General features: G+C 67.8%; 23 protein-coding genes and 1 pseudogene. 9 read left to right on the top strand and 15 right to left on the bottom strand.

Features of this window, described 5'->3' with window-relative positions; translation table 11 throughout:
* Positions 1–299: 299 nt before the first annotated feature.
* From ldcA to WS78_RS07620, 4 genes are all read right to left on the bottom strand, one after another.
* A complete protein-coding gene (gene ldcA / locus WS78_RS07640) occupies positions 300–1,241 on the bottom strand; it encodes a muramoyltetrapeptide carboxypeptidase (protein ID WP_059574558.1) in 942 nt (313 codons plus the stop codon).
* A gap of 56 nt (positions 1,242–1,297) precedes the next feature.
* Entirely contained in the window at positions 1,298–1,879 is a 582-nt protein-coding gene (gene tadA / locus WS78_RS07635) for a tRNA adenosine(34) deaminase TadA (protein ID WP_059574557.1), read from the bottom strand.
* Positions 1,876–2,277, bottom strand: a complete 402-nt coding sequence (locus tag WS78_RS07630; protein WP_038745060.1) for a DnaJ family domain-containing protein — start codon at positions 2,275–2,277, stop codon at positions 1,876–1,878. Before WS78_RS07630 ends, tadA begins: the two co-directional genes overlap by 4 nt.
* An 831-nt stretch (positions 2,278–3,108) precedes the next feature.
* Entirely contained in the window at positions 3,109–3,615 is a 507-nt protein-coding gene (locus WS78_RS07620) for a DUF1993 domain-containing protein (RefSeq protein ID WP_038745055.1), read from the bottom strand.
* Between the two features lie 343 nt (positions 3,616–3,958).
* Here WS78_RS07620 and WS78_RS07615 point away from each other — a divergent pair, with 343 nt between their 5' ends.
* The 4 genes from WS78_RS07615 (at position 3,959) to WS78_RS07600 (ending at position 8,000) form a co-directional block, all read left to right on the top strand.
* The gene (locus WS78_RS07615; protein ID WP_082717631.1) at positions 3,959–5,233 is read left to right on the top strand and encodes an MFS transporter; all 1,275 of its coding nucleotides are present in this window, start codon (positions 3,959–3,961) and stop codon (positions 5,231–5,233) included.
* A 62-nt stretch (positions 5,234–5,295) separates the two neighbouring features.
* Entirely contained in the window at positions 5,296–6,288 is a 993-nt protein-coding gene (locus tag WS78_RS07610) for a GlxA family transcriptional regulator (protein ID WP_038745052.1), read from the top strand.
* Between the two features lie 16 nt (positions 6,289–6,304).
* Positions 6,305–6,997: a tautomerase family protein gene (locus WS78_RS07605; protein WP_226377220.1), complete on the top strand. Its 693-nt coding sequence runs from the start codon at positions 6,305–6,307 to the stop codon at positions 6,995–6,997.
* Positions 6,998–7,229: 232 nt separating this feature from the next.
* On the top strand, positions 7,230–8,000 hold the full coding sequence (locus tag WS78_RS07600; protein ID WP_059574551.1) for an MBL fold metallo-hydrolase: 771 nt from the start codon (positions 7,230–7,232) through the stop codon (positions 7,998–8,000).
* 462 nt (positions 8,001–8,462) lie between these two features.
* On the opposite strand, the gene guaA is transcribed toward WS78_RS07600, so the two are convergent.
* The 5 genes from guaA to WS78_RS07575 form a co-directional block, all read right to left on the bottom strand.
* Positions 8,463–10,082 carry a glutamine-hydrolyzing GMP synthase gene (gene guaA, locus WS78_RS07595; RefSeq protein ID WP_059574549.1) on the bottom strand — a complete coding sequence of 540 codons (1,620 nt, stop codon included), beginning with the start codon at positions 10,080–10,082 and terminating at the stop codon, positions 8,463–8,465.
* Positions 10,083–10,209: 127 nt separating this feature from the next.
* Complete coding sequence (locus WS78_RS07590) at positions 10,210–10,866, bottom strand: hypothetical protein (RefSeq protein ID WP_059574547.1); 657 nt, start codon at positions 10,864–10,866, stop codon at positions 10,210–10,212.
* Positions 10,867–10,872: 6 nt separating this feature from the next.
* Positions 10,873–12,333, bottom strand: coding sequence for an IMP dehydrogenase (gene guaB, locus WS78_RS07585; protein ID WP_038745044.1), 1,461 nt, complete (start codon positions 12,331–12,333; stop codon positions 10,873–10,875).
* Between the two features lie 589 nt (positions 12,334–12,922).
* Complete coding sequence (locus WS78_RS07580) at positions 12,923–13,801, bottom strand: DUF2182 domain-containing protein (protein ID WP_226377219.1); 879 nt, start codon at positions 13,799–13,801, stop codon at positions 12,923–12,925.
* Positions 13,779–14,543: a DUF899 domain-containing protein gene (locus tag WS78_RS07575; protein ID WP_059574545.1), complete on the bottom strand. Its 765-nt coding sequence runs from the start codon at positions 14,541–14,543 to the stop codon at positions 13,779–13,781. The genes WS78_RS07580 and WS78_RS07575 overlap by 23 nt, the downstream gene beginning before the upstream one ends.
* Positions 14,544–14,674: 131 nt before the next feature.
* Here WS78_RS07575 and WS78_RS07570 point away from each other — a divergent pair, with 131 nt between their 5' ends.
* The 3 genes from WS78_RS07570 to WS78_RS07560 all read left to right on the top strand — a co-directional run bounded on the left by WS78_RS07570 (position 14,675) and on the right by WS78_RS07560 (position 17,856).
* Positions 14,675–15,895, top strand: a complete 1,221-nt coding sequence (locus WS78_RS07570; protein ID WP_059574543.1) for a hypothetical protein — start codon at positions 14,675–14,677, stop codon at positions 15,893–15,895.
* 33 nt (positions 15,896–15,928) lie between these two features.
* On the top strand, positions 15,929–16,615 hold the full coding sequence (locus WS78_RS07565) for a Vgb family protein (RefSeq protein WP_059574541.1): 687 nt from the start codon (positions 15,929–15,931) through the stop codon (positions 16,613–16,615).
* Positions 16,616–16,884: 269 nt separating this feature from the next.
* Positions 16,885–17,856 (top strand): DMT family transporter, encoded by a 972-nt coding sequence (locus WS78_RS07560; RefSeq protein ID WP_059574584.1) that lies wholly within the window; start codon positions 16,885–16,887, stop codon positions 17,854–17,856.
* Between the two features lie 154 nt (positions 17,857–18,010).
* On the opposite strand, the gene WS78_RS07555 is transcribed toward WS78_RS07560, so the two are convergent.
* Complete coding sequence (locus WS78_RS07555; RefSeq protein WP_038745123.1) at positions 18,011–18,334, bottom strand: RnfH family protein; 324 nt, start codon at positions 18,332–18,334, stop codon at positions 18,011–18,013.
* 5 nt (positions 18,335–18,339) lie between these two features.
* Positions 18,340–18,777, bottom strand: coding sequence for a type II toxin-antitoxin system RatA family toxin (locus WS78_RS07550; protein WP_038745034.1), 438 nt, complete (start codon positions 18,775–18,777; stop codon positions 18,340–18,342).
* A gap of 97 nt (positions 18,778–18,874) precedes the next feature.
* On the opposite strand from WS78_RS07550, the gene smpB reads away from it, so the two are divergent.
* Positions 18,875–19,321 carry an SsrA-binding protein SmpB gene (smpB, locus tag WS78_RS07545; protein ID WP_038745032.1) on the top strand — a complete coding sequence of 149 codons (447 nt, stop codon included), beginning with the start codon at positions 18,875–18,877 and terminating at the stop codon, positions 19,319–19,321.
* A gap of 143 nt (positions 19,322–19,464) precedes the next feature.
* Here smpB and WS78_RS07540 read toward each other — a convergent pair whose 3' ends face one another.
* The 3 genes from WS78_RS07540 to ppsA all read right to left on the bottom strand — a co-directional run bounded on the left by WS78_RS07540 (position 19,465) and on the right by ppsA (position 23,432).
* Positions 19,465–20,412 carry an SPFH domain-containing protein gene (locus WS78_RS07540; protein ID WP_038745031.1) on the bottom strand — a complete coding sequence of 316 codons (948 nt, stop codon included), beginning with the start codon at positions 20,410–20,412 and terminating at the stop codon, positions 19,465–19,467.
* A gap of 55 nt (positions 20,413–20,467) precedes the next feature.
* Entirely contained in the window at positions 20,468–20,902 is a 435-nt protein-coding gene (locus WS78_RS07535; protein WP_059574539.1) for an NfeD family protein, read from the bottom strand.
* A 130-nt stretch (positions 20,903–21,032) separates the two neighbouring features.
* Entirely contained in the window at positions 21,033–23,432 is a 2,400-nt protein-coding gene (gene ppsA, locus WS78_RS07530) for a phosphoenolpyruvate synthase (RefSeq protein WP_038745025.1), read from the bottom strand.
* Between the two features lie 14 nt (positions 23,433–23,446).
* On the opposite strand from ppsA, the gene WS78_RS36995 reads away from it, so the two are divergent.
* On the top strand, positions 23,447–23,629 hold the full coding sequence (locus WS78_RS36995; RefSeq protein ID WP_156440113.1) for a hypothetical protein: 183 nt from the start codon (positions 23,447–23,449) through the stop codon (positions 23,627–23,629).
* Between the two features lie 547 nt (positions 23,630–24,176).
* On the opposite strand, the pseudogene WS78_RS07520 reads toward WS78_RS36995, so the two are convergent.
* Positions 24,177–25,057: pseudogene (locus WS78_RS07520) on the bottom strand (phytochelatin synthase family protein); the annotation flags it as partial.
* Between the last annotated feature and the right edge of the window lie 16 nt (positions 25,058–25,073).

The raw sequence follows: 25,073 nt of genomic DNA, 5'->3' as shown, positions 1-25,073 counted from the left end.
CATAAATATTGTCAACAATTTTGCAAATCGATTTTGCACAATATGGGTGATTGGGACGTCACCCGAACCGCATCAATTCGGTGCAGACGCTTCAATTCACCATATTTGACGGGACTCTTCACCGTTTGAGTCGTCACAATCGCCATCGGCAGCCTGTATTTTTGTCGACAATTTTTCCTTCGATTGGTGCATCACGACAGATCGAGCGAATCGCGCTCTATATCCGTTAGTTGCGAAGCAACGCGTAAAAAAAGGCGGTCGCCCGCCTTTTTCGTGCCGTGCCGGCGGCCGCCCCGCGCTCACGCCGAAAGATGCGGATAGTCCGACATCGTGAGCCGGAAGCCGTGCTCGTTCGCGACGAGCTCCGCGCGCGCGCCGAACGGCAGCGTCAGCAGGTCGGGCACGTGGCCGAATTGCAGCCCCGTGACGATCGGAATGCCGATCACGCCGCGCACCTGCTCGATCATCGTCTGCATGTCGTAGCCGTTGTCGTACTCGAACGGACGCGCACCCGTGAACTGGCCGAGCACGAGCGCCTGCTGGCGCACGAGGACGCCCGCGAGATGCAGCTGGTAGATCATCCGCTCGATCCGGAACGGCTGTTCATTGACGTCCTCGACGAACAGGATTCCGCCTTCGATCTGCGGCATGTAGGGCGTGCCGACGAGCGACGCGAGGATCGCGAGATTGCCGCCCCACAGCGTGCCCGACGCGTTGACGGCCTGCGTTTGCGGCACGTCGGAGACGATCGTCGCCGTCGGCTGCGTGAGCGTCTGCCAGAAATGCGCGAGCGTGAATTCGCTCGGCTTCTCCGCGCCGAAATCGGCGGACAGCATCGGGCCGCCGAACGTCTTCACGCGCGCCTTCGCGTAGAGCGCGAGCTGGATCGCGGTGAAATCGCTGTGACCGACGAGCGCGATCGGCTGATCGCGCAGCCGCCTTTCTAGGCCCCGATAGTCGAGCCCGTGCAGAATCCGGGCGGCGCCGTAGCCGCCGCGCACCGCGAGACCGATGTCGGGCAGCGGCAGCGACGGATCGGCGAGCCGGTTCAGATCGCCCGCGCGCTCGCCGTCGGTGCCGGCGAAGCGCTGATAGCGGCGCTGCGTCGCGTCGAGGTTCTCGATGCGATGCCGCTCGTCGCTCAGGCGTTCGAGCGCGCGATCGATCGCGGCGGGGTCGTGCGGATAACCGGAAGGGGCGAGAAGACGAATCGTGCGCGGCATGCGGGGCGTGAGAATCATGAATTCGCTGGGAAGAATCGATCAGACGTATTTAGAGGCGCCCCGCACCGCTCGGTTCAATCCTCGCGCGGCGGCGCGTCGGACGCCTGCTGCGCGCGGCGGGCGTCGCGGATCGCCTGCCGCCGCTCCGCAAAGAACGACTTGAGCGCCGCGCCGCATTCGTCCGCGAGCACCCCGCCTTCGACCAGCGTGTGATGGTTCAGGCGCGCGTCGGCGAATGCGTCGACGATGCTGCCGCATGCGCCCGTCTTCGGGTCCGGCGCGCCGAACACGACGCGCGCAATCCGCGCGTGCATGATCGCGCCCGAGCACATCAGGCATGGCTCGAGCGTCACGTACAGCTCGCAGCCGGGCATCCGGTAGTTGCGCAGCGCGCGCGCGGCGGCGCGCAGCGCGGCCATCTCGGCGTGAGCGGACGGATCGTGGCCGCCGATCGGATGATTGAAGCCGCGGGCGATCACCTCGTCGCCTCGCACGATCACCGCGCCCACCGGCACTTCGCCCGCCGCACGCGCTTCCTCGGCGGCGGCGAGCGCCATGCGCATGTAGCGGCGGTCGCGCTCGGCGGCGGCTGACAGAAGCGGCGGTTGCGATTCGCTGGGCTCGACGCCGGACGCGGGCGCGCCGGCGGGCATCACATCGCCCCCGCTTCGCCCTGCGCTTCGCCGAGCACGCGCTCGGACAGACGCTCGGCGATGCGGCGGCAGTATTCGCGCGGCACGACCATCGGGCCGCCGCGCAACGATTCCAGCGCCATGTCGAGGGCGAGCATCTTCGCCTGCAGGCGGCAGCGGGTCGCGCGGTCGCTGACCGCGCGAAGCTCGTCCTGCAGGTTGCGCAGCGCCCGCAGTTGCTCGACCGCGGGCGGCACGAAGCCCGCGTTCTTCAATATCCGATTCGCGACGCGCACTTCTTCCGGGACGAGCAGGTCGTCGTCCAGTTCCATCGGCGCGCCGGCGCCCGGCAAATCGTCGAACTCCCCCCGCGCGACGGCGGCGGCGATACGTTGTTCGACTAGAGCGTCAAGCAGTTTCATCGGGGTTTCATAACAATGCGGCATGCGGATTTTAGCAGGCGGCGCGCCGAGGTCCAGCCTGTCCGAGCAAATGCTCGATATCCGGGCCCGCATGCGAGAAAAGGCGCTATTCTTGCTGCAGCCTCTCCAACCGCGCGGCGCATGGCGCCTTGCGCTCGCTCAGGGCAACGAAGCAATGTCGATCGTCACTCGGCGCCACGTTCGCGCCCTCGTTTTTGCGGTGTCGCTCGTCGCAGCCGGACTCGCGTCGGGATGCGGCGTGATGTGCGGCGGCGCGGGCGGCAACGGCGGGTTTGCGGGCGGGTGCGCGACCGGCGTGAGGTTTTAGGCGTCGCGAAAAGGCCTGAGCGAAGCGGATTCAAGCACCAAACCGGCGGCCGATAGCGGCATCGCCGTCGATCGGCAAGCGTCGACGAGGCGAGGGTTTCTCGCCGCCGCGGCACGCCGCCAGGTTTCGCTAGCGCCGACTGCCCTCGCGTCGCGCATTCCGCGTCGCCTCGCCCGCCGACGCGTCGCTTCGCTCCGCGCGAATCGGCCCGGCAAGCGGCGCCTCCGCCACCTCCGCCCGACGCGACACTCGAAAAGCCACGGCGCTTCGCCCCTCTTTTCTGGCCGGACACGCCGACTGCGGCCGTTACGCCGCCGTCTCCGGCCACTCCACTGCCCGGCATTCTCCCGCCGCCGTTCCGACACGATTTCATTCGCCAGGACAGCCGGCTCCGCTCGCGGCCGATCACCGGAGGCTCGTCGTCGAATCCCAAACTCGCCGAACGGCCGGCGCGCCGGCGCGCTGTCGCCGCTACCGGCGACGGCGCACGCGCCGGCCCCGCGTCAACGCCCGCCGAGATAGTCCATCTTGCCGAGCGGCACGCCCTTGTGCCGCAGGATGTCGTAGGCCGTCGTCGTGTGGAAATAAAAATTCGGCAGCGCAAAGCCGAGCAGATACGACTTGCCGTCGAACGTCATCACGCCGTCGCGCAGCGGCAACTCGATCGCGCGCGTTTCGCTGCCGTCGAGTTGCGCCGGCTGGATCGTCTTCAGGAAATCGATCGTCTTGCCGATGCGCGCGCGCAGCTCGGCGAACGTCGCCTCGGTATCGGCGAACGACGGCACCGCGATCCCCGCGAGCCGCGCGCCGCATCCCTTCGCGGTGTCGCTCGCCCGCTGAACCTGCGCGTCGAGCGAGTACATGTCGTCGCGAAGCCGCGCGCGAACGAACTCGGCCGGCTCGACGCCCTGCGAGCGCGCGTACGCGTCGCCCTTGTCGAGCACGGCCGACAGGTTGTTCAGGCCGCGAATGAACGCGGGAATCGAAACGTCGTACATCGAAAGAGCCATGGGTTCTCCTTGACGGGTTCGCGAATCATCCTCGGGATGGCCGACCGTCGCTGACGGCGGCTCCTTAGCATAGACCGGATCGGACAAGCATGCGCACCGTCGCCAAGCGGCAAGCATTCGACGAGGCTTTCGACAGCGCACCGCGCACGGCCCGCGCGGACGTGCCGCCGAAGAAATGCCGCTCGAAGCGAAGTTCTCCGATACGCGGCTTTCTTTTCACCGCACGCCCGGCAGGGTTTCGACAATACACCGTCGAACCTCTTGCCGATCGGTTGCAAATCAAAACCAAACGAACTATTCTTCGCATGGTTTCAATTTGCAACCATTCAAGCGAGGCATCCGCATGCAAGCTCCGCCAGCAGCACCGGCCGCCCGTTCGATTCGAGCCGCCGATTCGCCTGCGGCGCCGGCGACGCTGCCGCGCAGCGCAGTCGCGCTGTTCGCCTGCGCGAGCGGCCTGAGCGTCGCCAACGTCTACTATGCGCAGCCGCTTCTCGATGCGCTCGCCGCCGATTTCGCGATCGGGCGCGCGGCGATCGGCGGCGTCGTGACCGCCACGCAGATCGGCTGCGCGCTCGCGCTGCTGCTGCTCGTTCCGCTCGGCGACCTCGTCGACCGACGGCGGCTGATGCTCGCGCAATCGCTCGCGCTCGCGGCGACATTGACCGTCGTCGGCTTCGCGCCGACCGCCACCGTCCTGCTCGCCGGCATGCTCGGCGCCGGGCTGCTCGGCACCGCGATGACCCAGGGACTCATTTCGTACGCGGCGAGCGCGGCGGCTGCGCACGAGCGCGGACGCGTGGTCGGCGCGGCGCAAGGCGGCGTCGTCGTCGGGCTGCTGCTCGCGCGCGTGTTGGCGGGCGTCGTCAGCGACGCGGCGGGATGGCGCAGCGTCTATTTCCTTTCGGCTGCGACGATGCTCGTGCTTGCGGCGCTGCTTGCGCGCAAGCTGCCCGCCGTCGCGCCGGCGCCGTCGCGCATCGGCTATCCGCGCCTGATCGCGTCGCTCTTCACGTTGCTGCGCGACGAGCGCGTGTTGCAGATCCGCGGCACGATCGCCCTCCTGATGTTCGCCGCGTTCAACATCTTCTGGAATGCGCTCGTGCTGCCGCTGAGCGCGCCGCCGTATGCGTTTTCGCACACCGCGATCGGCGCATTCGGGCTCGTCGGCGCGCTGGGCGCGCTCGCCGCCGCGCGCGCCGGACACTGGGCCGATCGCGGCTTCGGGCAGCCGACGAGCGCCGCGGCGCTCGCGCTGCTGCTCGCGTCATGGCTGCCGATTGCGTTCATGCCCGCGTCGCTGTGGGCGCTCGCGCTCGGCGTCGTGCTGCTCGATGTCGGCGGACAGGCGATTCACGTGACCAACCAGAGCATGATCTTTCGCGCGCGGCCCGACGCGCACAGCCGGCTCGTCGCCGTCTACATGCTGTTCTATTCGGTCGGCAGCGGCCTCGGCGCGATCGCGTCGACGGCCGTCTACGCGGCAGCCGGGTGGCGCGGCGTGTGCATGCTGGGCGCGGCCACGAGCGCCGCCGCATTCGCGTTCTGGGCCGCCACGGCGAGGCTGATGCCGAGCGAGCCCTCCCCGGAAAATACGGCGAACGGGCGACCGCAATAGCCCCGGATACCAACAAATGGCTGTGGCAGAATCGTCCTGATACATCGACAATTTTGCCAACCATGCCATTCATCCGAATATGGGCGGTCGAGCATTGTCTCGCATCGGGCATCGCCGCGCCGATCGACATGCTGACGGCCGCCAATCATCTCGCCGCGGAAGACGGGAGCGAGCGACGCGCGCGCGCGTTCACATGGCGCGTCGATTCGATCGACGGCAATCCGGTGCGCACCGCTTCGGGCCAGATCGCTCAGGTCGACGGGCGAATCGACGGCAGAAGCGCAGCCGATGCGATCTGGCTGACAGGACCGTTCGTCTCCGACGTCGGGCGGCTCCTGAGCCGCCCGGCCCTGCTGGCGCCGCTTCTCGACGCATTGAGGCGCCAACACGCACGCGGCACGCTGATCGCAACGTATTGCACCGGTGCGTTCCTGCTCGCCGAAGCGGGCCTGCTCGACGGACGCGTGGCCACCACGCATTGGTCGAAAGCGACGAGCTTTCGCGCGCGCTACCCTGAAGTCGAATTGCGCGCATCGGACGTTCTGACCGAACAAGAAGGCATCCTTTGCAGCGGCGCCGTCACGTCGTATCAGAACCTCGCGCTGCGCGTCGTTGAAAAGCTCGGGACACCGAAACTCGCCGCCGCAACCGCGAAGATCATGTTGATCGACATGAACCGCGTGTCGCAGGATTCGTTCATCGACATCACCCAAGCCGACAGCCGCGAACACGACGACGCCGTGGTCGCGCGTGCGCAACGCTGGATGGAGCGGCATCTGCGCGAGCCGTTCAGCCTGACACGCTTGAGCCGCCATCTCGCCGTCAGCGAGCGAACCGTCAATCGGCGCTTCAAGGAGGCCGTCGGCGCGCCGCCGCTCAGGTATCTGCAGACGCTGCGCATCGAAGTGGCAAAGCGCCTGCTCGAACAAAGAAAGCTCGGCATCGACGCCGTATGCGAACGCGTCGGATACACGGACGTCAGCGGCTTCAGACAGCTGTTCAAGCGTGTGACGGGCGTGTCGCCGGGCGAATACCGGCGCCGATTCGCTCGATGAGCATCGGTGGGCGGCGATGATCGACGCCGCAGCCGATGTCCGAATTGCCCCGCCGAATGGCGATTTCGCCACTTCCGATACATCGCGTCCATTCCTAAAGTGGAACCACGTCGCCCGGCATACGAGCCGGCCCGCCCTGAAACCACTCGAGGAATTCACGATGCCGATGATCGATGCATATATTCCGGAAGGCGCACTCGCGCCGCAAGCAGAGGCGCAATTGATGCGCGAGCTGACGGACATCTTGATCCGTCACGAGGATCTCGATCCCGACGATCCGCGGGTGCGCGACGCCGCATGGATATTCGTGCATCGGCCCACGGCAGTCTATTGGGCCGGCGCGCCCGCGGCCGCGCCGATCTTTCGAATCGTGGCGTCGGTGCCGGAAGGTCAATACACGGATGCGGCGCGAGCCAGCCTCGTGAAGGAAGTCACCGCCGCCATCGCGCGCGCGGAAGGCACGCCCGCGGACGCAATCGGAACGCGCGCCTGGATCTTCCCGACCGAAATCGGCGACGGCGGCTGGGGAAGCCGCGGTAGCGTGCGCCGCCTGCCGGACATCATGGAGCACTTCGGCGGAGCGACGCTCAGAACGCTCGGCGAACAGCGCCTCGCAGCCAAACGCCGCGCGGATGCGACGGCTTTTGTCGAAGCGGTGCTGCTAGCGCTGACCGGCCGCGCTGCGACGCTGACGCGCACCGCAGACTGAGCGAAGTCGTGGAAGCCGCCATCGCTCGGTCGCCGCGGCAAACGGCACGCCGACATTGTTCTGATGCCGCAATCCGCAAGCCCGTTGATATTTCGCATCGAGCGACTGAACGAGTCTTTGCTGCCGCTCCTCTCGAATCTCCGCTGAACACGCGCATGCCTGGCACGCGCGCATCTTTATCCTGGTTTTGTACCGATCGGTACGCAATGAAAAACGACAAAAGGAGTGCCCCGTGAAATTCCGGCAAGTACGCAATGCGACGGTCCTGATCGAATATGCCGGCACGAGGTTTCTCGTCGATCCGATGCTTGCTTCCAAGGGCACCTACCCCGGGCTCGAGGGCACCGTGAACGGCCACCTGAAATGGCCGACCGTCGAACTGCCGATCGCCATGGACGCGATCCTCGACGTCGACGCCGTGATCGTCACCCACACGCATCCGGACCATTGGGACGAAACGGCGAAGTCCGTCGTGCCGAAGAGCCTGCCGGTCTTCGTCCAGCACGAACGCGACGCCCGCCTCGTGAAGGCGTCCGGATTCATGGACGTCCGCCTGCTGACGCATCGCACCCAATACAACGGCGTGACGCTCGTCAAGACGCCCGGGCAACACGGCACGGACGATGCGATTCACGCGATCGGCGAGCTGCTGGGCGAAGTCTGCGGCGTCGTGTTCAGGCACGCCGACGAAAAGACGCTCTACCTGGCCGGCGACACGGTCTGGAACAAGCACGTGGAACAGAACCTGAAGCGCTTCCGACCGGACGTCGTCATCGTGAACAGCGGAGACGCACAAGTCGTCGGCCTCGGTGCAATCATCATGGGCAAGGAAGACGTCTACGAAGTCCACCGCGCGGCGCCGCAGGCCACGTTGATCGCGAGTCACATGGAAGCGGTGAATCACGCCGCATTGACGCGACAAGCGCTGCGCGAATTCTCCAGGGAGAAAGGCATGACGGACCGCCTGCTCGTTCCGGAAGACGGACAGGCGTACGTTTTCTGAGACAAGCGTCGGCAAGACGAGCCGGGGCGCACGCCTTCTCCGTCAGCGATGGCGAAGACGCGGCTGCACCGAACGAACTCGCTGACAGGGAGGTTGCTGCCGGCGCTCCGGACGCCTTCGCCTCGTTGCACAACACTCGCCTCATCAATCGGCCGGATCGATCTCGGTCGACAAGCGTCTCCGAAAAGCGCGCACAAGCGGTTTCGATCAACGACGCTCGTGCGCATGAGCCGCGCGCCGTAGGCCATGCGCACGTTGCAGCGCGTCGGCGGCGGCCAGTCGTATCGCCGAAACTCTCGACAGCCGCAATCGCGGCGTCTCTCGCTGCTTTCGACCGCCGAGAACCTTCCTCGGCGTTGCGGCCAACGCAAGATACCGACGGGGCAATGGCCGCCGACAGCCATCGTGCGGCACGAGCCCCGGCACTTCAACGACTCACGGCAGCTTCTCGAAAGACCGGGATCACTCCCACTCGATCGTCGCCGGCGGCTTGCCCGACACGTCGTACACGACCCGGTTGATCCCGCGCACTTCGTTGATGATCCGGTTCGACGCGCGGCCGAGCAGCGCATACGGCAGGTGCGCCCAGTGCGCGGTCATGAAATCGGTCGTCTGCACCGCGCGCAGCGCGGTCACGTAGTCGTACGTGCGGCCGTCGCCCATCACGCCGACCGACTTCACCGGCAGGAACACCGCGAACGCCTGGCTCGTCAGGTCGTACCAGCTCTTGCCGACCTGCGACGGCTCGCAAAGGCCCGCCGCCGCGTCCTGCTCGGTCGCCAACGTCCCGCGAAGCTCTTCGATGAAGATCGCGTCCGCACGGCGCAGCAGCTCCGCGTAGTCGCGCCTCACCTCGCCGAGAATCCGCACGCCGAGGCCCGGGCCCGGGAACGGATGGCGATACACCATCTCTGCCGGCAGGCCGAGCGCGACGCCGAGCTCGCGCACCTCGTCCTTGAACAGATCGCGCAGCGGCTCGAGCAGCTTCAGGCCGAGCGTCTCCGGCAGACCGCCGACATTATGGTGACTCTTGATCGTCGTCGCTTTTTTCGTCTTCGCGCCGCCCGATTCGATCACGTCCGGATAGATCGTCCCTTGCGCGAGCCACTTCGCGTTCGTCAGCTTCTTCGCCTCGGCCTGGAACACCTCGACGAACTCGCGGCCGATGATCTTGCGCTTCTGCTCCGGATCGGCGACGCCCGCGAGATGGCCGAGGAACTGCTCGGACGCGTCGACGTGCACGACCTTCGCATGCAGGCGGCCCTCGAACATGTCGAGCACCATCTTGCCTTCGTTCAGGCGCAACAGGCCGTGATCGACGAACACGCAGGTCAGCTGATCGCCGATCGCGCGGTGAATCAGCGCCGCCGCGACGCTCGAATCCACGCCGCCCGACAGGCCGAGAATCACTTCTTCGTCGCCGACCTGCTCGCGAATCAGCGCGACCGCCTCTTCGATGTGGTCGCGCATGATCCAGTCGGGCGCGGCGCCTGCGATGTCGAGCACGAAGCGCTCGAGCAGCTTGCGGCCCTGCACCGTGTGCGTGACTTCCGGATGGAACTGCACCGCGTAGTAGCCGCGCGACTCGTCGGCCATGCCGGCGATCGGGCAGCTCGGCGTCGACGCCATCAGCGCGAAGCCCGGCGGCAGCTCGGCAACCTTGTCGCCGTGGCTCATCCACACCTTCAGCATCCCGTGGCCTTCCGGGGTCGCGAAATCCTGGATGCCGTCGAGCAGTCGCGTGTGACCGTGCGCGCGCACTTCCGCATAGCCGAACTCGCGATGGTCACTCCATTCGACCTTGCCGCCCAGTTGCACGGCCATCGTCTGCATCCCGTAGCAAATGCCCAGCACGGGCACGCCGAGATCCCACACCGCCTGCGGCGCGCGCAGTTGTTGGTCCTCGTAGGTGCTCGCGTGGCTGCCGGACAGAATCACGCCTTTCGGTGCGAATTCGCGGACGAAGTCGTCGGAGACGTCGTTCGGATGGATCTCGCAGTAGACGTGCGCTTCGCGGACGCGCCGCGCGATCAGTTGGGTGACTTGCGAACCGAAGTCGAGAATCAGGATTTTGTCGTGCATGGCAGCGGACGGGAAAAAGAACAATGGAATAACAAAAGCAGCGCACGAGGCGCTGCATCGAATACGTATCCGGGCGGTCGCGCCGCGGCGATGCGCGGCGGCCTGACAGTCGGGGAGACCGGGCCGCTCACGGTTGCGACGGCGGCCGCGCCGCGTCGCCGAGATCGCTCGTCGGGGCGCCCTTGCGCTCGGCCGGCGCCGCGATCGTCTCGCCTGCGTTCACGGCCTGCGCCGCGCTCGCGCTCGTTGCCGATGCGGCGCCCGCCGCACCGGTCGGCTCGCCTGCGCGCGACACGCTCGGCTCGATCCGCGCGGCGGCGGGCGCCGTCACGGCCGGCTCCGCAGCGCGTTTCGACGCGACGCGCGCCTCGATCGCCTGCGTCTTTTCGCGCCTGCGCACCGCGGCCGCGAGCCGCACGCCGCCCAGGCCGATCACGAGCAGCACCGCTGCCGTGACCACCGACACGAATTGACCGAACGACGACAACTGCGGCGAGCGGATCGCGAGCAGCCACACGAGCATCACGACGCCCGTCAGCCAGTTCACGTGCCCGACCGCGCGCGCGACGCCCGCGGTCAGGTCGCCGTTGAAGGCCGCGTGCACGGACAGCCACGCAAGCCCGAGAAGCGCGATGCCGAACGCCTGGCCGATCATCGCGGGATCGACCGTGACGAGTTGCAGCGCGTCGTACAGCGCCTTCCACGGAGTCAGCACGAACAGCACGCCGAAGGCGGCGAGCAAGGCGGCATCGATGAGGAGAACGGCGCGCAGCAACGGTTTCATCGGCAATCAGTCCACGTGATAGTTGGGGGCTTCCTTCGTGATCTGCACGTCGTGCACGTGCGATTCGCGCATGCCGGCCGCGGTGATCTGGACGAACTCGGCCTTGTCGTGCAGCTCCGCGATCGTCTTGCAGCCGCAGTAGCCCATGCTCGCGCGCACGCCGCCGATCAACTGGAAGATGATCGCGTTGACCGAGCCCTTGTATGCGACGCGACCTTCGATGCCTTCCGGCACGAGCTTGTCGATGTTCGCGGAATTGTCCTGGAAGTAGCGGTCCGCCGCGCCGTCCTTCATCGCGCCGACGGAGCCCATGCCGCGGTACGACTTGTACTGGCGGCCCTGATACAGGAACACGTCGCCCGGCGATTCTTCGGTGCCGGCGAACATGCTGCCCATCATCACGGCGTTCGCGCCGGCGGCGAGCGCCTTCGACACGTCGCCCGAGAAGCGGATGCCGCCGTCGGCGACGCAGGGCACGCCCGTGCCGCGCAGCGCGTCCGACACGTTCGCGATCGCGCTGATCTGCGGCACGCCGACGCCCGCGACGATCCGCGTCGTGCAGATCGAGCCCGGGCCGATGCCGACCTTCACCGCGTCCGCGCCGTATTCGACGAGCGCCTTCGCGGCGGCGGCGGTTGCGATGTTGCCGCCGATCACCTCGACCTTCGGGAAGTTCTGCTTGACCCAGCGCACGCGCTCGAGCACGCCCTTGCTGTGGCCGTGCGCCGTATCGACGACGATCACGTCGACGCCCGCCTGCACGAGCAGCTCGACGCGCTCCTCGTTGTCCGCACCGACGCCGACCGCCGCACCCACGCGCAGCTTGCCGTGCTCGTCCTTGCACGCTTCCGGGTGCTCGGTCTGCTTCGTGATGTCCTTGACCGTCATCAGGCCGCGCAGCTCGAATGCATCGTTGACGACGAGCACGCGCTCGAGGCGGTGGCTGTGCATCAGCGCCTTCGCCTCGGCGAGCGGCGTGCCTTCGGCGACGGTCACGAGGCGCTCGCGCGGCGTCATGATCGACTTGACCGGCTCCTCGAGGCGGGTTTCGAAGCGCAGGTCGCGATTCGTGACGATGCCGACGAGCTTCGGACCTTCGACGACCGGAAAGCCCGAGATGCCATGCTGGCGCGACAGCGCGATCACGTCGCGCACCTTCATGCTCGGCGGAACGGTGATCGGATCGCGCACGACGCCCGATTCGAAACGCTTGACCTTCGCGACTTCGCGGGCCTGCTCGACGGGGGTGAGGTTCTTGTGAACGATGCCGACGCCGCCTTGCTGCGCCATCGCGATCGCCAGGCGACCTTCGGTGACCGTGTCCATCGCGGCGGACACGAGCGGCATGTTCAGGGAGATGTTGCGGGTCAGTTGGGTCTTGAGGCTGGTGTCGCGCGGCAGAACGTCGGAGAACGCCGGGACGAGGAGCACGTCATCGAACGTGAGTGCTTTTTGGATCAGACGCATGGCAAATCCTATGGGCGCAAAAGCGAATTATACGCGATGCCCGGTTAATTTTCACAACACGAACAACGGCTTAGCCGTTTTCGGCCGCTTTCGGTCGTTCGGAGCCCCGAATCGTTCGGCTCCCGGTTCGAGTCGCTTTCGATCCGGTTTCGTTTTGGCCCGGCGGGCGCGGGTTCGCGCGGGGCGAAGCCGGCGTGCCACGCGTGCCGTGTGCGCCGTGTGCGACGCTTGCGGCGGCGGCGCTAGGCGACAGGACGGATAAGCGCGCGAAAAGCGGCACGCAAGTCGGGCGGGGCGGGCGACGCGCCCCTGTCGTACCCCGCCCTTGTCCGTACCCTAGTCGTGTCCTGTTGCACCCATGTCGCGCCCTCGTCCACGCCGAAGCGAACCACTGCCACGCCATCGCCCGGCCAAACGGCTCTGTCAGCCCATGGCCGTCGCAGTCCTTGCAGCTTTCGCAGACTCCGTCGCTCATACACGGCCGCTCGGGCCGGAGCACCCCGCGCATGCCCCACATTTGCTCCGACGGCAGAGCGCGGCGCGAGCGCCTTGCCCGCCGCGCCGGATGCCGCGCGCGTCGCTTGCGGCGTCACCCGAGCCCGGCCGCTCGCGCGATCAGGATCATGCCCGCCGCGACGCCGACACACCCGACGCCCCGCGCGACACGCTCACCGGCCGGCGCGAGGCGCTCGGCCGTGATCGCGGCCGTCACGGCCGCCATCGTCGGCGGGTCCATGATCCCCAGGACGACGAGGCTCGCCGTGAGGCCCGCGCTGCAGCAACAGCAGCGAAGGCCGAAATGCACGCCGTGCCGCCAGGCCGCGCCGGCGCTCGCGGGCAACGCGCGGCAGCGGCGCGGCGCCTCACGGCAGCATGCGAGATGGCGCGCCTTCCACGCAGTGAACTGAAGCGCGCCCGCGCACGCGACGACCACGCCGCGCGCGACCGGCGCGGCGCGCGCCAGCGCCGGCACGTGCATCTCGACCGCCGCCAGCGCCGCGCCGAGCACATAGACGGCGATGCCGACCGCGATCCACACGAACCCATACCCCACCGCGACCGACACGGCCCGCAGCCCAGCCCGCAGCCGGGCCCGAATCCCGCCCACGCAGCCGACCGAACGCGCGCAGCGCACGAGCATCGGCGCGAACGACGGCAACATCATCGCCGTCATCATCGCGGCCCAGATGCCGACGAACGACGCCGCATCGCCCGCCCACGTCCGTCCGCACACTCGCGCGCCAATCACCGACATCGTCCCGCCGCCGGCCATCGGCGCGTCGCCCGTCGCGGGCATCGACGCGAGCCACGCGATCGCGGCCGCCGCGACGGCGCCCCCAAGCAGCGCCGACGCGCCGCCGAGCACGCCCGGCGCCGCGCGCCCGAAGGCGGCGTGCCGCGCGACGCCGCGCCCGGTGTCGCGCAGGCGGCGACCGCGCGCGCCCTCAGCGCTCGCCGTACTCGTCATGGCGACGCCACCAGACACCCGTTTCGTTGCGTCCCTTCGGCGCGCGATCGAGCCACTGGTACATGCCCCAGAGGCCGTCCAGCCCGCGCGCGTACGTCGAATACGTGTGATAGACGACGCCGTCCTCGAGCACGAACGCGCTCATCCCGGGCCGATCGCGCGCGTACGTGCGCGCATCGGTCCCGCAGGTGGCCGCGAATTCGGCGACGGGCGCAGGCGCGGGCGTCGCGTCCATCGCATGGCCGCCGCGCCGATAGTTGTATTCGACGGTCCCGTCGCGCTGCTGCGCTTGCGTGAACGACACGTTGAAGTCGTAGTTGAAGTCGCTGTCGAGCGACGACGCCCACGGAAACGTCCATCCCATGCGCTTGCGGTACGCCTGCAGCTTCGCGAGCGGCGCGCGCGACACCGCCGACAGCGTGACGTCGTGATGCGCGAGGTGAACGACGAAGCCGTCGAAGCCGTCCGCGATCGCCGAGCACGACGGGCATCCGGCCGTGTAGTCGGGCCCGAACATGAAGTGGTAGACGAGCAGTTGCGAGCGGCCGCGAAACAGCTCCGCGAGCGACGTGCGTCCTTCGTCGGTCTCGAATCGATACGCCTTGTCGACGCGCACCCAGGGCAGCGCCCGGCGCAGCCGCGCGAGTTCGTCGCCGCGCCGCGTGTGCGCCTTTTCCGCATCGAGCAGTTCGAGCCGCGCGGCGAGCCATTCGTCGCGCGTCCCAATCGTGTGAGTCGCCATCGATCGTCCCTCCTTTTTCGTGTCGCGCGCAGCTCGCCCGATTCGCGAACCGGCGCGCGGGTTGCGTGATCGTGGTGGTAGATTAGTCGCGGGCTTCGAACGGTGGGAGTGACAAGTGTGGCGGGATTCCGATGGACTCGCTGATCACGGCCGCGGCGCGCGCGCTCGCGGCGGGTGATCCGCTCGGCGCGCTGAACCGCGTCGCGTTGCGCGACGACGCGCCCGCGCTCGCGCTGCGCGGCATCGCGATGGCCCAGCTCGGCGATTTCGCGCGGGCGAAGGCGCTCGTGCGAAGCGCGGCCCGCGCGTTCGGCGCGAAGGAAGCCGTCGCCCGCGCGCGATGCGTCGTCGCCGAAGCCGAGATCGCGCTCGCGTCGCGCGAGCTCGGTTGGCCCGAGAAGGCGCTCGAAGCCGCGCGCACGACGCTGGAGGCGCACGGCGACCGCGCGAACGCCGCGCATGCGCGCTATCTCGAAGTCCGGCGCCTGTTGCTAATCGGCCGCCTCGACGAAGCCGAGCGCACGCTCGCCGCGCTTGATCCGGCCACCTTGCCGCCCGCCTTGCAAGCCACGCACGCGCTGATCGTCGCGGGGATCGCGCTGCGGCGGATCAGAACGAAGACCGCGCGCGCGGCGCTCGCCGACGCCGGGCGCGCCGCGCGCGAGGCCGGCATTCCCGCGCTGACGGCCGAGGTCGAGCACGCGTCGCGCGTGCTCGACGCGCCCGCGGCGCGCCTCATCGCGCGCGGCGAAGAACGCGCGCTGCGGCTCGACGACGTCGAAGCGTGGCGCGCATCGCAATCGCTCGTCGTCGACGCGTGCCGCCACGTCGTGCGCGATGCGCGCGCGACGGTCTCGCTCGCGAGACGTCCCGTGCTGTTCGCGCTGGCGCGCGCGCTCGGCGAGGCCTGGCCGGGCGACGTGCCGCGGGACGCGCTCGTCGCCCGCGCGTTCCGCGCGAAACGCATGGACGAAACGCATCGCGCGCGCCTGCGCGTCGAAATCGGACGGCTGCGCGCGATGCTCGGCGCGCTCGCCGACATTCATGCGACGAAGCGAGGATTCGCGCTGACGCCGCGCCGCGCGCGCGACGTGGCCGTGCTCGCGCGCCCGGTCGAGGACGCGCACGCGGCGGTGCTCGCCCTGCTCGCCGACGGCGAGTCGTGGTCGAGCTCGGCGCTCGCGCTCGCGCTCGGCGCGAGCCAGCGCACCGTGCAGCGCTCGCTCGACGCGCTCGCGACGGCAGGCAAGGCGCAGTCGTTCGGCCGCGGGCGCGCGCGCCGCTGGACCACCCCGCCCGTGCCCGGATTCGCGACAGCCTTGTTACTCCCGGCCGCGCTGCCGGGCGATTAGGATGGCGCCATCGATCGACCGGAAGGCGAAGACATGAAACGATCCGCAGCCGAAATCATTCGGGAATATGGCCCGTTCGCAGGCGTCGACAGCGTGCACGGGCTCACGTACGACGGCCATCGCGTATGGTTCGCGTCCGGCGACAAACTGAACGCGCTCGACCCGGCGAGCGGGGCGACGCTGCGCTCCATCGGTGTCGCCGCGCACGCGGGCACGGCGTTCGACGGCCGGCACCTGTATCAGATCGCGGAGGATCGCATCCACAAGATCGATCCGGACACGGGGCGCGTGCTGGCGACGATCCCCGCGCCCGGCGGCGGCGGCGATTCCGGGCTCGCATGGGCGGAAGGCACGCTCTGGGTCGGCCAGTACCGCGATCGCAAGATTCATCAGATCGATCCCGACACAGGCGCGATTCTTCGGACGATCGAATCGAACCGCTTCGTCACCGGCGTCACGTGGGTCGACGGCGAGCTCTGGCACGGCACGTGGGAGAACGACGAGAGCGAGCTGCGCCGCATCGATCCGCGAACGGGCGACGTGCTGGAAGCGCTCGAGATGCCGGCTGGCGTGGGCGTGTCGGGGCTCGAATCCGACGGCGGCGAGCGCTTCTTCTGCGGCGGCGGCAACAGCGGGAAAGTGCGAGCCGTCCGCCGCCCCGCGCGAAACGGCGCGGCACGCGGCGGCGCGGGGCGCGCGGCCGGCTCGACCGACGAATAGCCACGGGCGGCATGCGCCGCAACGTCCGTCCGCGCGTCACGCGCAAACACGGCGACAGGCGCGCCAAAACTTCGCTCGCCGCCGTCGAGCGATGAGGCCGCGCCGCCGACGCGGCACGCGCAATTGCCGGCGATCCGCCTCAACACCGAGCCGCCGAGCCGGCGCGCTCCACGCCCACGCCGCTCCGACCGAGTGCAGGAATGAACAAGACAGACACCGCCTCGCTTCGCTAAGATGCGCGCTCGTCAGTGAAATGGCCGGAGAATTCGATGCAGCGCGGTGTGGTGTATGGCGTGTTGGCAGGCGCCTTGTGGGGGATGGTGTTTCTCGTGCCGCGGCTTCTGACCGACTTTTCGCCGCTGCTGCTGAGCGTGGGCCGCTATGCGATGTACGGCCTCGTGTCGCTCGCGGCCGCGCTGCCCGCCGCCCGCTCGCTCGCCGCGCGCTTGACGCGCGACGATCTCGTCGCGCTCGTCAAGCTCGCGCTCGTCGGCAACGTCGCCTATTACATGTTGTTGTCGAGCGCCGTGCATCTGATCGGCATCGCGCCCAGCTCGCTGATCGTCGGCGTGCTGCCCGTCACCGTCACGCTCGCCGGCCTCGGCGACCACGGCGCGGTGCCGCTCAAGCGGCTCGCGGGCCCGCTCGCGCTCGTCGTGGCCGGCATCGCGTGCATCAACGTCGACCTGTTCACGTCCGAAGCCGCGCACGCGACGACGCTCTCGCAAAAGCTCGCCGGCATCGCGTGCGCGGCGGGCGCGCTCGCGAGCTGGACATGGTACGCGGTCGCGAACGCCCGCTACCTGCAACGCCACCATCATTTCGACGGCAACGAATGGTCGGTGCTGTGGGGCGTCGTCACCGGCCTGATCGGCGGGCTGTGCTGGATCGGCATCGTCGCGCTGCCGGCCGGCGCGCTGCAGCCCGCGCTGCCCGCATCGCGCTGGCAGTTGTTCTGGCTGCTGAATCTCGGCCTCGCGATCGGCGCGTCGTGGCTCGGCAACGGGCTGTGGAACGCGGCGTCGAAGCGGCTGCCGCTCACGCTGTCGGGCCAGTTGATCGTGTTCGAAACCGTCTTCGCGCTGCTGTACGGCTTCGTTTTCGATCATCGCCTGCCGCGCGCGCTCGAGATCGCGGCGCTCGCGCTGCTGCTCGCGGGCGTTTACGGATCGGTGCGCCGCCACGGCGACGGCAAGCGCGCGGCCGACGATCCGCTCAACGCGAACCTCGGCGCGCATTGAGCGCGGCCTCCGCCGGACGCTTCTCCGAATATTTCTTCGGATATGTCAGTTCGGATTTCTCTTCGGAAGCTTCGCCCGGCGTCGGCCCGGAAAGCGCGCGCATGGGCCGCCGCGAAATTTCGTCAGGCGAATCGCCCACGCCGCGCGCCGCCGCTCAGCGCGAATCCTTCGGCAGCCACTTGCGGCCTTCGATCGAGCCTTCGCGGCGGGTCTTGTCGACGCGGCGCTGCCGCGCGACCTTCGGATCGACGATGAGCGGCCGGTAGATCTCGACGCGGTCGCCATCGGCCACGGGCGCGTCGAGCGGCGCGAGCTTGCCGAGGATGCCCGTCTTCAGCGTCGCGAGATCGATGTCCGGATGGCGCGCGAGCACGCCGCTCGCGTCGATCGCGTCGCGCACGGTCGCGCCCGCCGGCACGTCGACGGCGACGAGCGTCTGTTGCTCGGGCAGCGCGTAGCAGACCTGGACCTTCGGCATCTGCGTCACCCCTTGCCGTAGCGCTGGTCGGCGCGCTTCACGAACGATTCGACGAACGTACTCGCGATGTGCGTGAACACAGGCCCGATGATCTTCTCGAGGATGATGCTCGAGAACTCGTAATGCAGCGCGAATTCGATCTTGCACGCGTCCGCGCGCAGCGGCGTGAAGCGCCAGTAGCCGGTGAACTTGCGAAACGGCCCGTCGGCGAACTCCATGTCGATCCGGGTCGGGCGCTCCTGCGTGTTGCGGGTCGCGAAATGCTGCTTGATGCCCTTGAAGTTGATGTCGATCCGCGCCTCCATGCCGGTTTCGTCGCGACGGCGAATCTCGACGCCGCCGCACCAAGGCAGGAAGTTCGGGTAATCGGCCACGTCGGTGACGAGGTCGAACATCTGTTCCGCCGAATGGCGGATCAATACGGTTTTCTGGACATCTGCCATAAATCGCGCGGCATCGCTAAGGTAAACGAGCAAGCCGGGCCAACGCCGCCCCGCTTTGCTAAAATTGTGATTTTAAACGAGTTGGCCATTTCCCTTCATGAGCATCATCGACAACAGAAAAGCGTTTTTCGATTACCACATCGAAGAGCGCTACGAAGCGGGGCTCGTGCTCGAGGGGTGGGAGGTCAAGGCGCTGCGCGCCGGGCGCGGCCAGATCAAGGAAGGCTACGTCGTCGTGAAGAACGCGGAGATCTTCCTGATCGGCACGCACATCAGCCCGCTGCCCGAGGCCTCGACCCACATCAAGCCTGACCCGGTCCGCACCCGCAAGCTGCTGCTGCATCGCGACGAGATCAAGAAACTGATCGGCAAGGTCGAGCAGCGCGGCTATACGCTCGTGCCGCTGAACTTCCACTACAAAGGCGGCCGCGTCAAATGCGAGATCGGCCTCGCCAAGGGCAAGAAACTGCACGACAAGCGCGAAACCGAAAAGAAACGCGACTGGGAACGCGAAAAAGCGCGGATCATGCGCTCGGCCGCGTAACGCGTACCGCGCGACGCTTTGCCGCACGCCGCGCGCCCGCCCGCGGCGCACTTCATCCGCCGCGCGATGCGCCGACATCGAAAAGGCCCGCTTCGATCGACTCGAAAAAGCGGGCCTTTTCTTCATCCCGCCGACGGCGGCGCTCAGCCCTTGCTCGCGCCCGAGCCTGCCGCGCCCGGCGCACCGCGGTTCACGATCGCGAGCGCCGACGCGATCGCCGTGCTCAGGTCCGACAGGTTCGACGGCACGATCAGCGTGTTGCCCGCCTTCGCGAGATTGCCGAACGCGCCGACGTACTGCTCGGCGACCTTCAGGTTCACCGCGTCCATCCCGCCCTGCGACTGGATCGCCTGCGCGATCTTCTGGATCGCCTGCGCGTTCGCCTCGGCCACGGCGAGAATCGCGGCCGCCTCGCCCTGCGCCTGGTTGATCGCCGCCTGCCTCTCGCCCTCCGATTTCTGGATCGCCGCCTCGCGCGCGCCCGACGCGAGGTTGATCTGCTCCTGCTTGCGCCCTTCGGACGCGGCGATCAGCGCGCGCTTCTCGCGCTCCGCGGTGATCTGCGCCTGCATCGCATGCAGGATCTCCTTCGGCGGCGTCAGATCCTTGATCTCGTAGCGCAGCACCTTCACGCCCCAATTCGACGCCGCCTCGTCGAGCGCCGACACGATGCTGTGATTGATGAAGTCGCGCTCCTCGAACGTCTTGTCGAGCTCGAGCTTGCCGATCACCGAGCGCAGCGTGGTCTGCGCGAGCTGCGTGATCGCGAGCACGAAGTTGCTCGCCCCGTACGACGCCTTCATCGGATCGGTGACCTGGAAGTACAGCACGCCGTCCACCTGCAGTTGCGTGTTGTCGCGCGTGATGCAGATCTGGCTCGGCACGTCGAGCGGGATTTCCTTCAGCACGTGCCGGTAGGCGATCCGGTCGACGAACGGCAGCACGATGTTCAGGCCCGGCGACAGCGTCGCGTGATAGCGGCCGAACCGCTCGAGCACCCACGCGTGCTGCTGCGGCACGATCTTCACCGTCTGCGACACGATCACGAAAGCGATGACGAGCAGCACCGCCCAGACGATCAACGAATCCATGAAGCTGGTCCTCCTGGTTGAAATGTGAAAGCCGAACGCGCGAGCACGCGTGCGGTCAGGCCGACGGCTTCGCGGCGACGATGAGGCAATTGCCGCGCACCGCGCGCACTTCGTACAGATGCGCGTCCTCGCGCTCGCCGGCGGCGAGCTCGACGTCCCATTGCGCGCCGCGATACTGCGCGCGGGCGCGGCGATCATGCCAGTGCCTGACCGTGATCGTCGCGCCGATGTCGATGTTGATGTCGGGATTCGCGGACGCGTCGCGCTTCTGCTTGCGGCCGAGCCCCGAGCGCCGGAGCACGATCACGGCGACGCTCGCGACGAGCGCGGCGGCGGCGAACTGCCACGCGACGGGCGCGCCCGCGAGATGCACGAGGCCGCCCGCGAGGAAGCCGAGCGCGATCATCAGCAGGTAGAACGTTCCCGTCAGCAGTTCCGCGATGACGAACACCCCGACGCCGATCCACCAGAAAAACTGCCCTGACACCATCGCCCCTCCCGTTGCACAAAGAAAAACACCCCGGCGTTACCGGGGTGTTTATAGCACGAACCTTGCAATTTGCCTTCATTCAAACGGCGATCCGACGACCGCCGCCCGGACGAACGATCACCGCTGCCGGTTATTGCTTGGCGGCGAGCGCCTGCCACGTGTCGATGACCGTGTCCGGGTTCAGCGAGATCGACGCGATGCCTTCGTCGGCGAGCCACTTCGCGAAATCCGGGTGATCGGACGGGCCCTGGCCGCAGATGCCGACATACTTGCCGAGCTTGCGGCAGGTGTCGATCGCGCGCTTCAACATGAACTTCACGGCCGGATCGCGCTCGTCGAAGTCGACGGCGAGCAGTTCCATGCCCGAGTCGCGGTCGAGGCCGAGCGTCAGCTGCGTCAGATCGTTCGAGCCGATCGAGAAGCCGTCGAAGTGCTGCAGGAACTCTTCGGCGAGGATCGCGTTCGACGGCACTTCGCACATCATGATGAGGCGCAGGCCGTTGTCGCCGCGCTTCAGGCCGAACTTCTCGAGCAGGCCGACGACGCGCTCCGCCTGCTTCACGGTGCGCACGAACGGCACCATGATCTCGACGTTCGCGAGGCCCATCTCGTCGCGCACGCGCTTGAGCGCGATGCACTCCATCTCGAACGCCTGCGCGAAATCCTCGGCGATGTAGCGCGACGCGCCGCGGAAGCCGAGCATCGGGTTTTCCTCGTCCGGCTCGTAGCGCGAGCCGCCGATCAGCTTCTTGTACTCGTTCGACTTGAAGTCGGACAGGCGCACGATCACGGGCTTCGGATAGAACGCCGCCGCGATCGTCGCGATGCCTTCCGTCAGCTTGTCGACGTAGAACGCGCGCGGCGACGCGTGGCCGCGCGCGACGCTTTCGACCGCCTTCTTCAGGTCGGCGTCGACGTTCGGATACTCGAGGATCGCCTTCGGGTGCACGCCGATGTTGTTGTTGATGATGAACTCGAGGCGCGCGAGGCCGACGCCCGCGTTCGGCAGCTGCGAGAAGTCGAATGCGAGCTGCGGGTTGCCGACGTTCATCATGATCTTGACCGGCACGGGCGGCAGTTCGCCGCGCTGCACCTCGGACACTTCGGTCTCGAGCAGGCCGTCGTAGATCTTGCCTTCGTCGCCCTCCGCGCACGACACGGTGACGAGCGAGCCGTCCTTCAGCACGTCGGTCGCGTCGCCGCAGCCGACCACCGCCGGCACGCCGAGCTCGCGCGCGATGATCGCCGCGTGGCAGGTGCGGCCGCCGCGGTTCGTGACGATCGCGGACGCGCGCTTCATCACCGGCTCCCAGTTCGGGTCGGTCATGTCGGCGACGAGCACGTCGCCCGGCTGCACGCGCTCCATCTCGGACGGATCGTGGATCACGCGCACGGGGCCCGCGCCGATCTTCTGGCCGATCGCGCGGCCCGTCGCGAGCACCTGCGACTGGCCCTTCAGCTTGAAGCGCTGCTCGACCTTGCCGTGGGCCTGGCTCTTCACCGTCTCCGGGCGCGCCTGCAGGATGAAGATCTTGCCGTCGCGGCCGTCCTTGCCCCACTCGATGTCCATCGGGCGCTGGTAGTGCTTCTCGATGATGACCGCGTACTTCGCGAGCTCGATCACGTCCTCGTCGGTGATCGAGTAGCGGTTGCGCTGCTCGTGCGGCACGTCGACCGTCTTCACGCGGCCCGGCTCGCCCGGCTGCGTGAACTCCATCTTGATCAGCTTCGAGCCGATCGAGCGGCGGATGATCGGGTACTTGTCCTGCGCGAGCGTCGTCTTGAACACGTAGAACTCGTCCGGGTTCACCGCGCCCTGCACGACGGTCTCGCCGAGGCCGTAGCTCGCGGTGATGAACACGGCTTCCTTGAAGCCCGATTCGGTGTCGATCGTAAACATCACGCCGGCCGCGCCGACGTCCGAGCGGACCATGCGCTGCACGCCGGCCGACAGCGCGACTTCGGCGTGCGTGAAGCCCTTGTGCACGCGGTACGAGATCGCGCGGTCGTTGTAGAGCGACGCGAACACGTGTTTCATGCGGTCGAGCACGTCTTCGATGCCGACGACGTTCAGATACGACTCCTGCTGGCCCGCGAACGATGCGTCCGGCAGGTCTTCCGCGGTCGCGGACGAGCGCACGGCAAACGACAGCTCGCCCGGCGAGCCGTTCTTCAGGATCTCGAACTGCGCACGGATCTCCTGTTCGAGGCGCGACTGCATCGGCGCGTCGACGATCCATCGGCGGATCTCGGCGCCGGCTTCGGCGAGTGCCTTCACGTCGTCGACGTCGAGCGACTCGAGACGTTGCGCGATGCGCTCCGTGAGCTTGTTGTGCTGGAGGAAGTCGCGAAATGCGAGCGCGGTCGTTGCGAAACCGGTGGGCACGCGTACGCCTGCCTCAGCCAGTTGACTGATCATCTCGCCCAGCGACGCATTCTTGCCGCCGACGATTTCGACATCGGTCATTCGCAACTGCTCGAACGGAATTACATACGCCTGATCCTTTGCGACGTTTGCTGCGTTAGTCATACAAGCCCCTAAGTGTGAAAAAAATGCTCGATCGTGCAACGGGCTCGGAGCGCGGCCGCCTGCAAAAAGCGGGACACGCATTGCACAACCTGTCGGATAAGCCTTCGCAGGGACGGGACGACTCCGGCGCACTTGCAAAAATCCCGGCAGAAAGGCGAAAAAGCAGACAAATCGCCGAACTTGCCGGGAATCCGTAGCGCATCGCGACCCGAATCGCGGCTGCGCCGCGCTTCAGCCGCAAGGGCTTATCCAACAGGTTGCCGCTATTCTACCGTGACGGCCAGCGGATGTGGCGCAACCCGCTCGCAATGGGGCTCTAGCGCGCGGTTTCGACGCGCCGGGCAAGTCGGGACGCCTTGCCGGCAGGGGCTTGGCCGGTCTGTCGCTTTTCGTCGGGGCGGTGTACGGGCGTTTGAGTGCAGGCATTGGGCATTGGGCATTGGGCATTCGGGCATTCGGGCATTCGGGCATTCGGGTGTTCGGGTGTTCGGGTGTTCGGGTGTTCGGGTGTTCGGGTGTTCGGGTGTTCGGGCGTTCGGGCGTTCGGGCGTTCAGGCATTCAGGCATTCAGGCATTCGGCGCGCCGAATGCCGGGTTCCCGCTCCCCGACGCAAACGACGCACGGGCGGCGGGCCGACCGACTCGCCGCAATCTTGCGCCGGCGCCGCCCGCGTCGTGCGGCCTCGCGCCTGTCGGACGACGGGTGCGCCCACCCCGCGGGCCGGCACGTCGCCGCCGCACGCATCAACGCCCCGCCGTCGCCCCGCCGATGAGCACGTAGCCGCGACTGCGGCCGCCGTTGTCCGCATCGGGCGTGTTCATCGCCGCGTACAGATCGGCCGCCCTCACCCAGACAGGCGGGTATTTGTAACGGGACACGTCGAGGATCAGGAAGCGGTCGGCCGCGGCGTCGTACGCGCCAAGCGGCGAGATGTGGCCGCCCGTTTGCTGGCCGAGGCGGCTGCGCAGGTAGTTGACGAGCACGTAGCGCCCCGGGCGGCCGAGATGCGCGACCGCGTCCGCGCGAAACGCATCGACCGACGCATCGGACGCATGGCGCACGTCGCCGCGCGCGCCGAGCGCGTTCGCGAGCGCCCCCAGTTGATCGAGCGTCATCCCGTGCTGCTCGATCTGCGCCTGCGGACGGATCTTCTCGGTCGCGTCGTTGAGCACGTTGTCCTGCGTGAAGTAGTGGAACGGCGGATATTGCGCGGCGGCGGGCGCCGGCACGCGCAGCGCGTTCAGCACCATCACGAGCGACGCGACGCCGCAATAGCTCTCGGTTTTCTGCGTGACGAAGTGACTGCCGAGCGGCACGTATGCGCTGCGCGCGCCGCTCTCGGCCAGCATGTGCTCGCCGGCGCCGCTGCCGAGGTCGATCAGGCCGTCGGGCAACGGCAGCGTTTGCGCGGCCGCGCGCCCGATCAACGCGAACGCGCACAACGCGGCCACGGCGAATCCTTTTCTTTTTGTCACGATCGATCCTTTGTCGTTCGACGAGTGGAGCGCCGCTCGCGCACGGCGCCCGCACGAGCATAGCGCGACGCCGAGCGGGGCGCGGCGATGCGAAACGGCGCGCAAAAGCCGGGCGCGGCTCCCGCCGCCCGCGCCGCCGCGGCCCGCGCGCCGAGCGGCGCGCCG

It is taken from the genome of Burkholderia savannae (assembly GCF_001524445.2).
Classification (GTDB): domain Bacteria; phylum Pseudomonadota; class Gammaproteobacteria; order Burkholderiales; family Burkholderiaceae; genus Burkholderia; species Burkholderia savannae.
Note: the sequence above shows the minus strand (reverse complement) of the source record. Positions and strands in the feature narration are given on the sequence as shown.

Bases quoted from the DNA above. Each gene is read 5' to 3' on its own strand.
- WS78_RS07580 (WP_226377219.1), bottom strand. From the start codon at position 13,801: ATGACGAGTACGGCGAGCGCTGAGGGCGCGCGCGGTCGCCGCCTGCGC.
- WS78_RS07620 (WP_038745055.1), bottom strand. From the start codon at position 3,615: ATGGCTCTTTCGATGTACGACGTTTCGATTCCCGCGTTCATTCGCGGC.
- WS78_RS07560 (WP_059574584.1), top strand. From the start codon at position 16,885: ATGCAGCGCGGTGTGGTGTATGGCGTGTTGGCAGGCGCCTTGTGGGGG.
- WS78_RS07615 (WP_082717631.1), top strand. From the start codon at position 3,959: ATGCAAGCTCCGCCAGCAGCACCGGCCGCCCGTTCGATTCGAGCCGCC.
- WS78_RS07540 (WP_038745031.1), bottom strand. From the start codon at position 20,412: ATGGATTCGTTGATCGTCTGGGCGGTGCTGCTCGTCATCGCTTTCGTG.
- WS78_RS07535 (WP_059574539.1), bottom strand. From the start codon at position 20,902: ATGGTGTCAGGGCAGTTTTTCTGGTGGATCGGCGTCGGGGTGTTCGTC.
- WS78_RS07565 (WP_059574541.1), top strand. From the start codon at position 15,929: ATGAAACGATCCGCAGCCGAAATCATTCGGGAATATGGCCCGTTCGCA.
- ppsA (WP_038745025.1), bottom strand. From the start codon at position 23,432: ATGACTAACGCAGCAAACGTCGCAAAGGATCAGGCGTATGTAATTCCG.
- WS78_RS07610 (WP_038745052.1), top strand. From the start codon at position 5,296: ATGCCATTCATCCGAATATGGGCGGTCGAGCATTGTCTCGCATCGGGC.
- WS78_RS07570 (WP_059574543.1), top strand. From the start codon at position 14,675: ATGGACTCGCTGATCACGGCCGCGGCGCGCGCGCTCGCGGCGGGTGAT.
- guaB (WP_038745044.1), bottom strand. From the start codon at position 12,333: ATGCGTCTGATCCAAAAAGCACTCACGTTCGATGACGTGCTCCTCGTC.
- smpB (WP_038745032.1), top strand. From the start codon at position 18,875: ATGAGCATCATCGACAACAGAAAAGCGTTTTTCGATTACCACATCGAA.
- WS78_RS07630 (WP_038745060.1), bottom strand. From the start codon at position 2,277: ATGAAACTGCTTGACGCTCTAGTCGAACAACGTATCGCCGCCGCCGTC.
- guaA (WP_059574549.1), bottom strand. From the start codon at position 10,082: ATGCACGACAAAATCCTGATTCTCGACTTCGGTTCGCAAGTCACCCAA.
- WS78_RS07555 (WP_038745123.1), bottom strand. From the start codon at position 18,334: ATGCCGAAGGTCCAGGTCTGCTACGCGCTGCCCGAGCAACAGACGCTC.
- WS78_RS07605 (WP_226377220.1), top strand. From the start codon at position 6,305: ATGATCGACGCCGCAGCCGATGTCCGAATTGCCCCGCCGAATGGCGAT.
- WS78_RS07575 (WP_059574545.1), bottom strand. From the start codon at position 14,543: ATGGCGACTCACACGATTGGGACGCGCGACGAATGGCTCGCCGCGCGG.
- ldcA (WP_059574558.1), bottom strand. From the start codon at position 1,241: ATGATTCTCACGCCCCGCATGCCGCGCACGATTCGTCTTCTCGCCCCT.
- WS78_RS07550 (WP_038745034.1), bottom strand. From the start codon at position 18,777: ATGGCAGATGTCCAGAAAACCGTATTGATCCGCCATTCGGCGGAACAG.
- WS78_RS07590 (WP_059574547.1), bottom strand. From the start codon at position 10,866: ATGAAACCGTTGCTGCGCGCCGTTCTCCTCATCGATGCCGCCTTGCTC.